11 protein-coding genes are annotated in these 14,857 nt (G+C 45.4%); 1 reads left to right on the top strand and 10 read right to left on the bottom strand.

Annotated features, from left to right (window positions below; genetic code table 11):
- Position 1: 1 nt before the first annotated feature.
- On the top strand, positions 2-2,197 hold the full coding sequence (locus MR764_RS03185; protein WP_247977946.1) for a PepSY domain-containing protein: 2,196 nt from the start codon (positions 2-4) through the stop codon (positions 2,195-2,197).
- 485 nt (positions 2,198-2,682) lie between these two features.
- Here MR764_RS03185 and MR764_RS03180 read toward each other — a convergent pair whose 3' ends face one another.
- The 10 genes from MR764_RS03180 to MR764_RS03135 form a co-directional block, all read right to left on the bottom strand.
- Positions 2,683-3,579 carry a phospholipase A gene (locus tag MR764_RS03180; protein WP_247977945.1) on the bottom strand — a complete coding sequence of 299 codons (897 nt, stop codon included), beginning with the start codon at positions 3,577-3,579 and terminating at the stop codon, positions 2,683-2,685.
- Between the two features lie 520 nt (positions 3,580-4,099).
- The gene (locus MR764_RS03175) at positions 4,100-4,570 is read right to left on the bottom strand and encodes a hypothetical protein (protein WP_247977944.1); all 471 of its coding nucleotides are present in this window, start codon (positions 4,568-4,570) and stop codon (positions 4,100-4,102) included.
- Positions 4,571-4,721: 151 nt separating this feature from the next.
- A complete protein-coding gene (locus MR764_RS03170) occupies positions 4,722-7,142 on the bottom strand; it encodes a glycogen/starch/alpha-glucan phosphorylase (protein WP_247977943.1) in 2,421 nt (806 codons plus the stop codon).
- 272 nt (positions 7,143-7,414) lie between these two features.
- Positions 7,415-9,220, bottom strand: a complete 1,806-nt coding sequence (locus tag MR764_RS03165; RefSeq protein WP_247977942.1) for a hypothetical protein — start codon at positions 9,218-9,220, stop codon at positions 7,415-7,417.
- Position 9,221: 1 nt separating this feature from the next.
- A complete protein-coding gene (locus MR764_RS03160; RefSeq protein ID WP_247977941.1) occupies positions 9,222-9,836 on the bottom strand; it encodes a V-type ATP synthase subunit D in 615 nt (204 codons plus the stop codon).
- A 3-nt stretch (positions 9,837-9,839) separates the two neighbouring features.
- A complete protein-coding gene (locus MR764_RS03155) occupies positions 9,840-10,328 on the bottom strand; it encodes a DUF2764 family protein (protein ID WP_247977940.1) in 489 nt (162 codons plus the stop codon).
- A gap of 12 nt (positions 10,329-10,340) precedes the next feature.
- A complete protein-coding gene (locus MR764_RS03150) occupies positions 10,341-10,946 on the bottom strand; it encodes a hypothetical protein (RefSeq protein ID WP_247977939.1) in 606 nt (201 codons plus the stop codon).
- Positions 10,947-10,958: 12 nt separating this feature from the next.
- Positions 10,959-12,272 carry a V-type ATP synthase subunit B gene (locus tag MR764_RS03145; protein WP_247977938.1) on the bottom strand — a complete coding sequence of 438 codons (1,314 nt, stop codon included), beginning with the start codon at positions 12,270-12,272 and terminating at the stop codon, positions 10,959-10,961.
- Positions 12,269-14,044 (bottom strand): V-type ATP synthase subunit A, encoded by a 1,776-nt coding sequence (locus MR764_RS03140; RefSeq protein WP_247977937.1) that lies wholly within the window; start codon positions 14,042-14,044, stop codon positions 12,269-12,271. Before MR764_RS03140 ends, MR764_RS03145 begins: the two co-directional genes overlap by 4 nt.
- Positions 14,045-14,115: 71 nt before the next feature.
- Positions 14,116-14,814 (bottom strand): GTP pyrophosphokinase family protein, encoded by a 699-nt coding sequence (locus tag MR764_RS03135; protein WP_247977936.1) that lies wholly within the window; start codon positions 14,812-14,814, stop codon positions 14,116-14,118.
- Positions 14,815-14,857: the final 43 nt, after the last annotated feature.

Raw genomic sequence — 14,857 nt, 5'->3', positions numbered from 1 at the left:
CATGGTTCTTTCGATATGGCGTTACAGCCATTTAATTCTTGCAGTAGTTTCCTCCTTGTTCTTGTTGGTCGCATCGGTTACGGGGGCGATTTTGGCTGTTGAGCCTATATCGAACAAGGTGCGCCCCTACAGCATTAAGCATGCAAACGAACTTCGGTTAAGCGAGACATTAACAAATTTGAACGCGAGATACGACGAAATTCTTTCGGTATCAAACAACCGCGACGGATTTGTTAGTGTCTCTGCAATTGTTAACGGAAAAAACGAGCAGTTTTATGTGAATCCTTTTACCGGCGAGAAGTTAGCGGCACTGATTGAAAAAGCGCCGGTTTTTCAGTTCAGCACCAATTTGCACCGTTCGTTGTTTCTTAAAACACCGGGGCGTTTTCTTATTGGCCTTGTTTCTTTATTGCTATTTTTAATTGCGGTATCGGGTGTTGTACTGATTGCTAAACGGCAGGGCGGCTTTAAATATTTTTTTGCGCCTGTGGTTCGCGAAAACTTTTCGCAGTTCAACCACGTAGCGTACTCCCGCATTACTTTATTGCCCATTATTGTGTTGTCATTAACTGGAGTATATCTGTCGCTGCTGCGTTTTGGCCTGATTCCTGAAAAACAGATTGTCCACGAAGTGGATTACGATTCATTAACAGACGAACCGAAAATACCTCTACACAACTTTGAATTCCTCAATAATACCAGGTTGGGAGAATTGCGGGAATTGGAATATCCTTTTTCAGAATTTGCGGAAGATTACTACACCATTCGCCTGAAAAACAGGGAAGTTTTGTTGAATCAGTTTAATGGGGATATTATTACAGAAAAAGAATATCCTTTAGTAACTCTTGCCTCATCCTGGGCAACGGTATTACATACCGGCGAAGGAAGTATTGTTTGGAGTGTAATTTTGGCAGCCGGAAGCTTGGCCATTCTTTTTTTAATGCTTACGGGCTTTGTTATTTATTTTAGAAGACCACGGATTCGTATCCAAAATAAATACTCCCCAAATGAATGCACTCATATTATTTTGGTGGGTACCGAGGGAGCTAGCACCCTGCAATATGCCCGGGAATTTCATTGCCAGCTGCAAAAACTGGGTATAAAAAGTTATTTAGGGCTGATGAATGATTATGGCCGGTTTAGGAAGATGGAACAACTCATGATTTTTACTGCCACCTACGGACAGGGAGAATCGCCTGCCAGCGCCAACCGGTTTCAGGAACTGATAACAAAACATCGTCAACTTCAGCTATTTTCCTATTCGGTTGTCGGATTTGGTTCTACTGCATATCCAAATTATTGCCAGTTTGCCTACGCGGTTTCCGAGCGGTTAAAGGAACTTCCAAATGCCGAAAGCCAGGGAGAAGTTCACACGGTAAACAACCAGTCTTTTGAAGCTTTTTCGAATTGGGCCAATACCTGGGCGCAGGCGACGGGACTAAACCTTCAGCTTGAGAAACCCAAAATGGCCCTTACTAAAAGTCATATTTCTGATTTTGAAGTGTTGGACCGGGTTGATATTGAAAAAGAAGATACTTTTTTACTCACACTAAAAAATACGAATGGAACAAGTGTCGTTTCAGGTGACCTCTTGTCGGTTATTTCCGCTGAAGACGGATGCGAGCGGTTATATTCTATCGGAAACTTAGCGAACAACACACTGGCCATAAGCGTAAAAAAACATCCTAACGGGATTTGTTCAAATATGCTGGGACAACTGGAAAAAGGGAAAATACTATCTGCCGGGATAGCCCAAAACCGGCATTTTCATCTTCCCAAAAATAAAAAGGATGTTGTACTTATTGCCACAGGAACGGGCATCGGGCCTTTTTTGGGAATGACGGCAACCAACACTTCCCGAAGAAAAATCTACCTATACTGGGGCGGTAGAACACCAAAATCTCTTGAGCTTTACAAAACCTACATCAACGAAGCACTCTTTCAGAAAAGGCTTCATCAGTTTACTCCTGCGTACTCCCGTGTGCAAGCGGAAAAAATATATGTACAACATCTGATTAAAAAAGACGGAGGCAAAATTGCCGATGTTTTAAGCAGGGGAGGGTGTGTAATGATTTGCGGATCGATTGCTATGCAGCGTGAAGTAATGCAGGAACTAAAAAACATTTGCAATACCTATCTGAAAAAAGACCTGAGCCACTATCAGAATCGCAATCAGATTAAGATGGATTGTTATTGAAATATTTTGGTCAATAGTTACAATAAGGTATTATATCATTCAAAATTCCCGACGGGACTCGTGTTTTGTACATAGCTGTTTTATTGTTGATTGGTGTTTTTTTGTTGAGAAGTGTTTCGTTTTAGTTCGAACACAAAAAAGCCCCGCAATATCTATAATTACGAGGCTTTTGATTTCTTAACGTGACCCCTACGGTACAAAATTCGAACCATTTAATAACAGAATTAAAGTTACTGGGAGATGTTGGATTCGATGAAATAAGCTAGACAATCTTTTAAACTGTCTTTAGGTACACTACCTTCATTTATATTAAAATGTTTTTTAATAGCCACCTTGTTTCCTAAATTGTTATTAACCGAGCTTACAAGATCAGTCATTTGCTGATGAATCGTTCCGTCTGGATTAAGTGGATCAATCAAAACAATTTTAATCTTGTTCTTTGGGTATGATTTTTCGGTAATGGCTCACGCTTTAAATGGCTTTTGCTAATAGATGTTCCGCAATGGTGGTTTTATACAGATACCTATTCTTATCATAGAGGTATACTGATTGTACTCCAAGAGTCTTTCTCCATATCCGTTATACCATTGCACAAATAGGTACTGATTGAATTTAGGAGCGATTTTAAAATTGAGTTCTAGCTGCGTATTAAAGCTGGTAAGATTATTTAACGGATTGACGATGGCTGAAATCCACAAGCGGTCACTCTTGCTACGATAGTTAACTGCTACCAGTCCATAGCCCCGATAGGCCAGTAAGTCCGGATTATCGTCACTAACCCCCCCAGCCCACACTTTTGCCTGAACAGTAAAATACATATTATAGAAATAGGTGCCTGTAAACACAAAATAGTTCCAACTGCGGGATTTCAAGCTGTCTCCTATACCGTTAGATTCATGTTCAAAGGCTAATATCCCAATACCTCCCAATTTGTTATTGACAACTATAGGTTTTGCCAGAGCCAGTCCCGGATTATAGTTGTTATCGGCAAACGGATAAGAATCCTGATAAATATCCCAGAACGACTTTTGAGTATAAGTCAGCATTAAAAGAGAATTAAACGGCAGTACGGTTTTGGTTAACCGCTGACGGATACTGATCTGAAACTTGGCATCAGCCGAATATTGGTCTATCTTTTTATTGGTCGGAACCCCAGTGGTAAAGTAATTATCCTTGTACATACCAAAACTGGGTTGCCGGTCCAATAAATCCAATACCTGCTGCTCGTTAATCTCCAGGTACATCGACTTTGTAAAAACAACTCTTCCGGTATCGATTTGATTTTTCCAAAGTTCCTCTACTTCCTTATCCTGTGCATGCAAATTGCTCACCGAATAAATTGAAACCAAAAAAAGTGAAATTATGTAGTTTCTCTTTCTCATTGTCCTTCCTTCTCTTGCAAAAGATTGGCCTTACCGGTTAAAGCAGTAAGTACGAAGCTTACTGAATTAACCGATATTGGCGTTTATCTAGGTTCTTCCCTGAACTTTTCAAAATTACACGCCCTACTAACAGGCACTTGTTGTAAAAATCATTTATCTGGCTTCAACATATATCAACCCGTTCTTTTCAATAAATCCTATTTTTTCGTTATTCATCAGCCACCTCAGGGCCTTGAAAACTTGCTTTTCATTGTAACCTGTAAATTCTTCAAGTTTCCCAAAAGTCATTAATCCATTGGTCGAAAGTGTCAAGCAAATTACATCTGCGCTATTCTTGATATCTTCCTCGCACATATCCTTTTGTTTTATGAGTTAGTTGTGAATACATGTTATGCAAATATCGTTTTATACAAAATCGGACTCTGAGCATCGCCGTTACTATTATTTCGATGTTTCTTATGACAATCGAAAAAAATGAACGATGAACTCCTTAATATGTTTTGAGACTCTCCATCCGGGGTTATGCGCCCGGAGTAGCCCCCATGCCGAACACCATGGTAAGCAGCGCAACGGTTTCGATAACGCCCATGGCTGCAATGTACATACCTGCTCCTTGTTTGTCATCTACCGCTAAGTTTGAACAGGCAGCTGCACCAACTTTTCCCTGCATGATCGCCGAGGCAGCTATGGCAACCCCAACAAAAAGGGCGAAAATCATTTGGTTCAGATAACTGTCCGGGTTCAGTTCAGCCCCTTTTAACGAGTTCATAAAAATCATCCCGTAAATAACCTGGCTTAACGGCATACCAACCATGGCCAGCGCCAACGACGGAAGCTTCTTTTTCTCTTTCAACGACTGTTTCCAAAGCCCTAAAGCTCCCATTCCGGCGATTCCTGTTCCGATGGCAGAACCGACTCCTGCCATACCTAAGGCGATGGCATGTCCGCCAAAGCCTGTAACTGTTGTTGCTAAAATTGTAGTTAATGTCATTTTTAAACGCTTTAAATCTTTTTATTATTCATTTTCAAATTCATTGTATTTCAAAAACATACCCGGTTTCGTGATGGTCCCTTTGCACAGGAACAAACCAATGCTTTTTGCCGATGGTTGACACGAAATTGCATGCTGTACTGTTATTGGCTCATCGCTTCAGTTTCCATATTTTCTCGCAATAGTCGCTAATGGAACGGTCGCTAGAGAATTTCCCCATCCGCGCCACGTTCAGGATCGCTTTTTCATCCCACACGGAAGTATTTCTCCAGGTTTGAGATACGATTTCCTGACAAGCCACATACAGCGGGTAGTCAGCCAGCAGCAGATAAGGATCGTTCCACAGCAGATTATCGACAAGGGGGCGGAACAAGTTGGTATCGCCATGCGACAATTGCCCGGAATAAATAAAGTCGATGACTTTGCCCAACTCTTCATTGTGCGAGTAGATAAAGTAAGGACTATACCCGTTGCGTTTGGTTTCTTCCACCTGATCGGCGGTGAGACCAAACAGGAAGAAATTATCTTCGCCCACTTCGTTTCTTATTTCAATATTGGCGCCGTCAAGCGTGCCGATCGTCAGGGCGCCATTCATGGCAAATTTCATGTTGCCTGTTCCGCTGGCCTCCATTCCTGCTGTCGAAATTTGCTCAGAAAGGTCGGCGGCGGGATAAATATTTTGGGCATTGGCCACATTGAAGTTTGGAAAGAAAACCACCTTGAGCCTGCCGTTTACATCCGGATCGTTATTCACCAATTCGCCTACCGCATTAATTAACTTGATGATAAGCTTGGCCATGTAGTACCCGGGCGCGGCTTTACCGCCAAACACAAAGGTGCGGGGAACCATATCGATAGCCGGATTGGCCTTAATGCGCAAATACAGGGTAAGGATGTGCAATATATTCAGGTGCTGGCGCTTGTATTCGTGTATGCGTTTAACCTGCACATCGAACAGGGAGGACGGATCGGTTAGGATGCCGGTGCGTTCTAGTATGAGGGCTGACAGCTGTTTTTTGTTTTCCAGTTTTACCTTTCGGAACTGTTCGCGGAATGCTGCATCGCCGGCAAAAGTCTCCAGTTTGCGTAGTTCGTCGAGTTTTCCGGGCCATTGGTCACCAATAGTTTCGGTGATGAGCTGGCTTAAGCCCGGATTACTTAAAACCATAAACCGGCGCGGGGTAACCCCGTTGGTAACATTGAAAAATCGTGCGGGGTACATATCGACCCAGTCGGGCAGGACCAGCTTTTTCAAAAGTTCGGTATGCAAGGCGGCCACCCCGTTGATGGCGTAGCTGCCCACACAGGCCAGGTTGGCCATGCGAACATATTTTTCGCCCGACTCCTCAATGAGAGACAGCCTCGACAGTTTTTCCGTATCGTTCGGGAACTGCCGTCCGACTTCCTGAAGAAAGTGGAAGTTGATTTCGTAGATGATTTCCAGTATGCGGGGCACTAAATATTGCATAAGCCCAACCGACCATTTTTCGAGCGCTTCGGGCAGAAGCGTATGATTGGTGTAGCTAAAGGTTTTACGGGTGGTACTCCAGGCCGTATCCCAGTCCAGTTTATATTCATCCAGCAGCCGCCGCATAAGCTCGGCCACGGCAATACTCGGATGCGTATCGTTGAGCTGTATGGCAAAGCGTTGATCAAATGTTTCCGGTTTGCCGCCATAGCGCAGGTGCATCCGCATCATATCCTGAAGCGAGCACGACACGAAGAAATATTGCTGTTTCAGGCGCAACTTTTTCCCGTCGATCATTTCATCATTCGGATATAAAACCTTGCTGATATTCTCAGACTTCACATTGTTTTCCACCGCTTTATAATAGTCGCCCCGGTTGAATGACGAAAAATCGAATGATTCAACAGCCTCAGATTTCCACAAGCGTAGAAAGTTACAGGATGATACTTTGTATCCCATTTCGGGGGTGTCGCAAGGAATTCCTTTGACCTCATAGTCGGGAATCCAGCGGTAACATGTCCGGCCTTCGTCATCGGTGTATGGTTCGGTGTGGCCGCCAAAGTTGACATTTACCGAAAGCTCGGGCCGCTCGATCGCCCAGGGGTTGCCTTTACGCAACCATTTGTCTGTTTTTTCAACCTGCCAGCCATCGCTAATTTCCTGGTCGAAAATACCAAACTCGTAACGGATTCCATAGCCAATGGCCGGTATGCCAAGGGAGGCCATCGAATCGATATAGCAAGCGGCCAGCCGGCCTAATCCGCCGTTGCCCAGCCCGGGCTCCACTTCCTGGCTAATCACTTTATCAAAATCGAAGCCCAGCTCGGTGACGGCCTGTTTCGTTTGGTCGTAAATATCCAGGTCAATCAGGTTGGCGCCCAGTTGCGGTCCCATCAAAAATTCGGCCGACAGGTAGCTTACCAGGCGGGCATCACCTTTCATCAATACCGATTCCATGGTGATCAGCTCCCGCAGCTTAAGCCGGTCGCGGATGGCTAACGCAACAGCCAGATAAACGTCATTCAGCGAGGCATCTTCTATTTTTCGCCCCTGCTGGTAGAATAAAATTTCAGCAATGTGGGTCTTCAGGGATTGAACATCCATTCCGGTCCGCACTTTATTTTCTAATATTGAAATGTTGGGACGGGAACCTTGAACTGTTTGATTATTTTTTGCCATAATTTGTTGTCTTTTGTGAAACACTTGAACGCTCTTGAAAATTAATAGCCATTTTATTTTCGCTATTTTTGAGTTGTTTCCCGGTTAAAAAGATTGCTTACAAATCGGTGCTTTACGACTTCGTAAAGCGGTAACGTGCCTGTTTTAGCCGTTGAAGTTGTTGTTTGAAGCCATTGTTGTTTAATCAATTTTACTGTTTATTGTTTTGTTAGTTTGAAGGGTTTGTATTCATTTCCTGAAAATTCGACTCCCGCGTGCCCTGCATATTCAAGCATATTTAGGCGCACCCCATGGACCAAAACCGCCATGGCAGCCAAAACCATGTTCAAGCCGTGTCCCAAAAACAGGATCAAAGCGGCACCAATTCCGGAAACCAGCGTGGTAATGCCGTCGCCGATAGCCATCTGATTGAAGCTGGAAGCCATTAAAACGGTGGAAAGACCGACGGCATAGAGCCGGATATAAGAGATAATATCGGAGAATCCGTTGATGATACTCAGCGGCAAATTTCCCAGCGAGGAGAGCATGCCTTTCAAAAAGCTGGCTCCCGGGTTCGAAAATAAGCCAACGAGCAAGATGCCGCCAATAAACAGCCAACTCATTATTCCCGGGGCTGCAATGCCCAGGAGCATTTGATTGACAACCAGATATAAGCCCCAGATAATGGCAACCCAGCCCTGCTGGCCCATGGCTTTCACACTGTTACTATATCGCCAGGCCACTTGCAAATGCCCAATGGTTAGATGAATGGCGCCAACCAGGAACATAAATTTCTGCACAAATACATTATCGCCCCCAAAGCTGGCCAGTTTTTCAACCTTCAATTTATTCAGGAACGAAATGTTGGCGATCGATTCAGCGCCAAAATAGGTTCCGGTAAGGATTCCCCAAAAAAGAATGGATGCTGAAAGTGTGTACATTAACTGGAATTCGGTTTTCCTGGCAAAGCCCGTTTTTCGATGTACAAAAAAGGTAATTACCAGGAAGATAAGCCCGTAGCCGGCATCGCCAACAAGAATCCCGGTGAAAAAGGTGAAGAAAATCATAAACACCAGCGACACATCCAGCTCTTTGTAACCCGGTACAAGCCCCATGAAATTCATCACCGGGCGGATACGTTCAACCCATCGTGATGTGCGCAGAAGCGTTGGCACTTCATCTGTTTCCTCGGCTGAGGGCTCTTCAATAATGTAGCCCCAGCTATTCTTTTCGGCTTCCTTGATAAGCTTTTCAACGGCATCTTCAGGGATAAAACCTTTCCAGCAACGTAGCTGCTTGTCGATCGAAACGCCACTATATTGAATATTTCGAACGTTAAGGCGCCGGATGCGTTCATCGAGCGCTTCCTGCAACAAGCTTTTTTGGGCGCAAAGTTGCGTTAACTGGTTTTCGCATTCCCGGTGCCCGTCTATCGCTTTTGCCAAGTCCGACCGTAGTTCATGCAATTCCGCCTGCGGCAGCGAGACTTCCGTACAATTTAACCGGTTATCGCTGTCGGTAGATACCAGCACTGCCTGCGTCAAATTGTTTATTTTGCCAACAATATGAATATCATCGCGTTTGTTGATATTTTTTAATTCCTGTTCGCTAAGCAGGTAGAGTTTCACAAATACCCCGGCTTGACGAAGTTCGTCGATGTCGCCGGCCGAAACCTGCCCCCAATTGGCGTAACTCGCCAAGGCTGCATTTAGTTCGGCCTTGCGTTTTTCAAGTTGAGCACATTTTTTATCCAGTTCGAGAACCTTGTCCATCAGCACAATTTCGCCCCGGTCGATGGTTCGGTAATCCACAAAATCAGCCGAGGCCGATTGTTGATCGTCATCCTTATCCAGAATTGAAATTGCTTTTCTCAGCTGCCCAATCCGGGCATCAACGCGCTCAATAGAACTATCTTTGGGCGTTTGAAACGGTGTGACATGCAGCACCCCCAGTTGCCCTAAAACAGAAAGATTGGCATCCACCTCTCCATCCGGGCCTGCCATAAAGAGCAACAGTTTTTTCATTTTAGTAATCATACGCCACCTCCATTTGTTTATCTGTTTTTACAACTTTGGCGGTCGCGATCGTCAGGCGATCATCATCCTGCAGTTTTTGCCCGATTTTTCGGATCGCGATTTTCGCGTTCGGAATGCGCCGGTTTTCAAACAGTTTCACCCGGGCACGAACATCGAGCAGTTCTTCCTCGAGCAGCTCAATCTGATCCAGCAAGCATTTAATTTCGGCCTCCAGTTGCAGCTGCTCGGCTACCAGCTCAATGGCGTCGTCGACCCAAAGCGGCGTGTTGGCCGAGGGTTCCACGATATTGAAATCGACACGCTCGAACTGTTGCACCCGAACACCCGCTACATCCACAGGCTTCGTGATCACTTCATTCACCGAAATAAACTCCGCCAGCGATCCCCAGGAGTCGCCCATCACAGCGAGCCAGGATTTGGAAGCTTCCCGGTTCTTCTCGATGGTTTGCCGAATGTCGTCAATCCGCTCAGCAATGGTATTAATCGTCGACATCAACGATTTCTCCATCGCTTCGAAAAGCGGCAGCATCCGTTGCGAAACCTTCAGAATCTTCTTTTGCTTTGCCCGCTCGGTTTTGGTGTATTTAATTTTTATTCCTGCCATTTTTTAACCTTTCCTTTTGGCATCGTTTATCACCGATTCAAAAACTTGTTTCCCGCTTTCCGTCTCCATCGACTGAAGACGATGCAGAATCTGCAGTTTCAGTTTGTAAACGAGTACATTCACCAGGGAAAATGTGTTCCCTGCTTCCAGATCATCCAGTCTATCCCATTGCCAGCGCATGATTTGCTTTTCGCGTTCCAGCGGATTCCCGTCGGCCAGCGATTTGGGCAAATGAGCCAGCCGCACCGGACGTTTCTCCGTTTTGGCCGTTCTCAGTTCCGTCATGTCGCCGAGCAAATCAGCATAAAGGCGGGCAAAGTGTTTCAATTTACCGTGTTCATCAGAGTCCATTTTCCGGAGATCTACCGTTTCCAGCATGCCAAAATCTTTCTTCGACAGCTGTTTCTCTGAATCCTGGTAGAACTCGTCAAACGAAATGGGTGGCACCTGTGCGAAATTCAATGATGGTAAACTGCAAAGTAGGTATACCATATTCGACATAGGCTAATTCTCCGTGGTTTGAGTAATTCGTTTTACAAGATCCTTGTTAACCAGCGAGAACAGGCCTTTCTCCACATCATCCGAGCTCAGTACAAACTGCAGCCCGTTATTCCCGGTTGGTTCAATAATGATGGTGGGATGCGATCCTGCCAACGGTTTCAGCTCTACTTCCTTGTTCAGCGACTCACTGATCAGGAATTCCTGCATATCCTTCATAATAGGCTCAGGTACAGTTACTTTTTTCTGACCGGAAATACTCTCCAGAGTCGTTTTTAGCAATACCTCCATGTATTCTTTCTGTGTGAACAGATTTTTACCTTGCTCGCCAAACACCGACTGCAGATGTTTGATGATCGCCACTTTTGTGGCTTCGGTGATATCGCGCGAAGCCTGTGCCAGAGCGGTGCGGGCGTTGTTTCCCAACTGCTCCGTTTTTGCTTTGGCCTCGTCAATAATATCTTTCGCTTGTTTGCGGGCCTCCGCCAGAAGAACTTCAGCTTGCTTTTTAGCGTCTTCTATAATGCGTTGCTTTTCAGCTTCGCCGGCCTGAATACCGTCCTGCTTCAGCTTCGAAACAATATTCTCCAGGTTTTCTTTATGATTATTCATAACTCTTTGTTTTTAGTTTTGATTGTCCCAATACTCCTCGATCAACTTTTTACTCAACCCGGTTTCGGTTGGTTCGAAATGTCTTTTCAGAATTTCCCAACACCGGTCTAAAGCGGCATCCAATTCAAGTGGGTCTCCAAAGGGCTCTTCCATGTTCGCAATAAAATCACTGCGATAAGCGAGCAACTTTTGCGAGAAGGCATCGTTGGCGGCACCTACTTCGGCGGCTTCATACGCTTTCTCTGCATCGGCCAGCAAAGAGGCCATGGCGGTCATAATCGGACGGTGGTCACTACGGGTATTGCCATTCACCTGTTGCTTCAAGCGCGACAGCGAACGAGCCAGCTTCAGTTTTCCGTTTTCCAGGAAGAACTGTCCTTCGGTAATATAACCGGTGTTATCCGGCACAGGATCTTCCAGCGACTCGAGCGTGGTAGCCCCAATAATGGTAATGGAACCGGCGCCCTCAATATCGGCAGCCACCTCGTAACGACGAGCCAGTTCGGAGTAAAGCGACCCCGGGTAACCTTGCAGCGATGGAATCATATCCTGGTAGTTGGCCACATTCCGCAGAATGTTCGACCAGTTGGTCATGTCGGTCAACAGCACCAGCGCATCTTTTCCCTGGTCGGCAAATTCGCGGGCCACACTCAGGGCTACATCCGGCAACGTCAAACCTTTAATCTGCGACTCACCCGCCAGGTGAACAAACATGATGGTTTTGTCGATATTTCCCGATTGCGACAACTGATCTTTGAAGTAGTGGTACTCGTCGAATTTCAACCCAATACCGGCAAAGATGATCACGTCGGCCTGTGCTCCCATCGCAATTTGCGACAACAAGCGGTTGTACGGCTCTGTTGGCGAAGCGAAAATTGGAATCTTCTGCGACTTCACCAGCGTATTAAACACGTCGATCATCGGAATCCCCGTCCAAAGCGGTTGCTTAGGCACCAAACGTACGGTTGGGTTCAGGGTATCCAAACTGGTTTCCAGTTGTTTTTCGAAAATAACTTCCGGACCATTGTCGGCTACCTGGCCAATACCGTCGAAGGTACGGCCCAGCATGTTGTATGAAAAACCAGCCGTGAGCGGCACTTCGTGCATGCGAAGCTTGGTTTTTGTTGAAAGGCCCCCGGTACCGTTAAATACCTGGAAGCGTGTTGAATTTTCGCTAATGTTAATAGCTTTCGCGAACGAAAGACTTTGGTTGGTATCAGTGTCGAGCAACTCGACCACGTGGTTAAGCGCTACGCCTGGATTCCCTTCTACCGAGATCAGTGCTTTCCCGACTTCGCTGATTCTGTTTATCTCTTTTTTAATCATAAAACAGGTTCTCCTTCAAATACAAATTGGTCAATATGGCTTGGTAGCGCAGCGATTTGCTCTTCGGTTTCGGCGCTCATGTTCCAATCGCGCCACCATTGCCGAAGCTCATCAAATTTCGCACGGATCACTTCCTTCAGTTCATCGTCGTCCATATTCGGATCAGGAATGGCAATTTCACTGTTAATCAGCTTTTGAACCGCTTCGTTAATCACATTCAAACGTTCCGGACGCGTACAGGCATCCAGATCGTGGAAAGCATTTTGCTGCAAGACACAGAAGTCGATGGTTTGTCCTTTTTGAAACAGGATGTACTTCTCAATCGGCACTTTTTTCAACCCGATGGTGCTGATTGTTTGATCGATACCATTGGCCTCGTGCAGGGTCGACAGGATTTGTTCCCGGTCTTTCCACGGAATGAAGCTATCGTAAACCGAAGTCGTGTAAGCCAATGGATCAATGGCCGGGTATTTTTTCGCATCGGCACGATCCTGGGACAAGCCCCAGAAACCACCGGTTGCATCCATGGTTGCCTGTGTTACCGGCTCCTGGAAGTTACCACCTGCCGGCGACACGGTTCCGATAAAAGTCAATGAACCACCCGAGCCACTGTCGGCACCGGCACGTTGATACATCCCTTTAATTTGGTCCGGAATATCCATTGGGAAGGCTTCGGGGCCTGGAATATCGCCCTGCCGTCCGCTACGCTCGCGGAGCGCCTGCGCCCATCTCGACGTAGAGTCGGCCAACAGAATGACGTTGTAGCCCTGGTAGCGGTAGTATTCGCCAACAGTCAGCGCAATAAACACACTGGCCTCACGCGCAGCTACAGGCATGGAACTGGTATTTCCGAAAATACACATCCGGTTCATCAGCGATTCGCCAGTTGATGGATCTTCCAGCTCGGCAAAATCTTTGAATACTTCCACGGCTTCACCGGCACGTTCACCACAAGCTGCCATGATAATCACATCGGCAATAGCGTATTTACACAGCGTGTGTTGCATCACTGTTTTTCCGGCTCCGAACGGTCCCGGGTTTCCCACAGTACCCCCGTAACTAACCGGCGCTAACAGGTCGATTACCCGCACACCTGTCGAGATGGTTTTTCGTGGGATAGAACGCTCTTTAAATGGAATCGGCTGCTTCACCGGATGGCGGAAAGCCAGTTTCAATTCCTGTTTTTGATTATTCTCATCGGTCACAATCGCCACCACTTCAGTGATATTGACTGATTTTTGACCGATTATTTCGTTGACGGTACATTTTTTAATTCCGAACGGTACCAATATTTTATGCTCGAAATGTCCTTCGGGAACCGAGCCAATCGTATCGCCACCTTTGAGCACATCGCCCACCGAAACGGCGGGGGTGAAATCCCACAGCTTTGTTTCGTCCAGCGCCGGAGCATGCATACCCGGTCGCAGGTACGGATCCTGTTCACTAAGTTTGTAGAGTGGATTTTGCAGCCCGTCCCAAATACTGGTGAGCAAACCCGGGCCAACCAATACCGACAAAGGAGTGCCTTTAAATTCGACTGAATCGCCAATTCTCGCACCGGTTAAGTCCTCAAAAACCTGCATCTCGGCGATGCCGCAGCCCGGATTTTTAAAGTCGGGGCTAATCTGCAGTACTTCGCCTTGCAGAAGTTTACCTTCCACCGAAATTTCGGCCGTTTCTCCCATAATCACATCATCTTTAAAGCGGACTTTAACCAGCGAGTCCTGGATGCTTATGAGATTTCCTGTTCTCTCTTTATTCCGAATATTCATCTTTCTTATTTTATCTGTTTTATAGCCTGATTGATTTTATCATAAGTTAAATATTTCACATGTATCCTTGTTCATTCTTCAAATTTCGACTGATTATAGAGGCGTTGCATCCGCAAATCAGTCTCGGCAATAATTTGGGCGCAATCTTTTAATTCTTGCGCAATTTTTTGGTTTTTCCTGCTAACCTGTTTATAATTCAAATGGTGTTCCAAAGACGCCCAAAAATCCATCGCGATGGTTCTAAGCTGAATCTCAACATTCACATATTCTATCCCTGTTGAAAGAAAAACAGGAATCGCCACAATTAAATGATAACTGCGATAGCCATTCGATTTGGGTTCTTTAATATAGTCCGATATGCGGACAACTTTTATATCCTCGTCAGACGTAAGTAGGCTGGCTATAAGATAGATATCCTCGATATACGAACAGATAACACGTACGCCAGCAATATCAGTAAGATAGAGTCTTGCTGAACGAATGGTGGGTTCATATCCTCTTCTAACTAATTTTTCTATAATGCTTAGGGGAGATTTAACTCTTGTTCGTATCTGATGAATTGGATTATGTTGCCTATTATACGTAAAATCATCGTTTAGATTTTCAAGCCTTGTTCGGATTACTCTTGTTGCTGCCATGTACAGATTCTCCGTTTTCAGGAAAGTATTCATAACCTCAATTAAATCTTCGGGTATATCTATTAATCTATAATCCTGCACGATATATGATGTTTCTATAGTTTTCCTATCCCTTTTTGTTGTTCTTTTCATAGCTTTCCTTTATGTTCGTCACTATAGTATTGAAATGTTAGGC

The organism is Maribellus sp. YY47 (assembly GCF_023111095.1).
Lineage (GTDB): Bacteria > Bacteroidota > Bacteroidia > Bacteroidales > Prolixibacteraceae > Draconibacterium.
The sequence above is the reverse complement of the archived record's forward strand: the minus strand, read 5'-3'. Positions and strand labels throughout refer to the sequence as shown.

Bases quoted from the DNA above. Each gene is read 5' to 3' on its own strand.
- MR764_RS03145 (WP_247977938.1), bottom strand. From the start codon at position 12,272: ATGATTAAAAAAGAGATAAACAGAATCAGCGAAGTCGGGAAAGCACTG.
- MR764_RS03170 (WP_247977943.1), bottom strand. From the start codon at position 7,142: ATGGATGTTCAATCCCTGAAGACCCACATTGCTGAAATTTTATTCTAC.
- MR764_RS03150 (WP_247977939.1), bottom strand. From the start codon at position 10,946: ATGAATAATCATAAAGAAAACCTGGAGAATATTGTTTCGAAGCTGAAG.
- MR764_RS03165 (WP_247977942.1), bottom strand. From the start codon at position 9,220: ATGAAAAAACTGTTGCTCTTTATGGCAGGCCCGGATGGAGAGGTGGAT.
- MR764_RS03140 (WP_247977937.1), bottom strand. From the start codon at position 14,044: ATGAATATTCGGAATAAAGAGAGAACAGGAAATCTCATAAGCATCCAG.
- MR764_RS03180 (WP_247977945.1), bottom strand. From the start codon at position 3,579: ATGAGAAAGAGAAACTACATAATTTCACTTTTTTTGGTTTCAATTTAT.
- MR764_RS03155 (WP_247977940.1), bottom strand. From the start codon at position 10,328: ATGGTATACCTACTTTGCAGTTTACCATCATTGAATTTCGCACAGGTG.
- MR764_RS03185 (WP_247977946.1), top strand. From the start codon at position 2: ATGGTTCTTTCGATATGGCGTTACAGCCATTTAATTCTTGCAGTAGTT.
- MR764_RS03135 (WP_247977936.1), bottom strand. From the start codon at position 14,814: ATGAAAAGAACAACAAAAAGGGATAGGAAAACTATAGAAACATCATAT.
- MR764_RS03160 (WP_247977941.1), bottom strand. From the start codon at position 9,836: ATGGCAGGAATAAAAATTAAATACACCAAAACCGAGCGGGCAAAGCAA.
- MR764_RS03175 (WP_247977944.1), bottom strand. From the start codon at position 4,570: ATGACATTAACTACAATTTTAGCAACAACAGTTACAGGCTTTGGCGGA.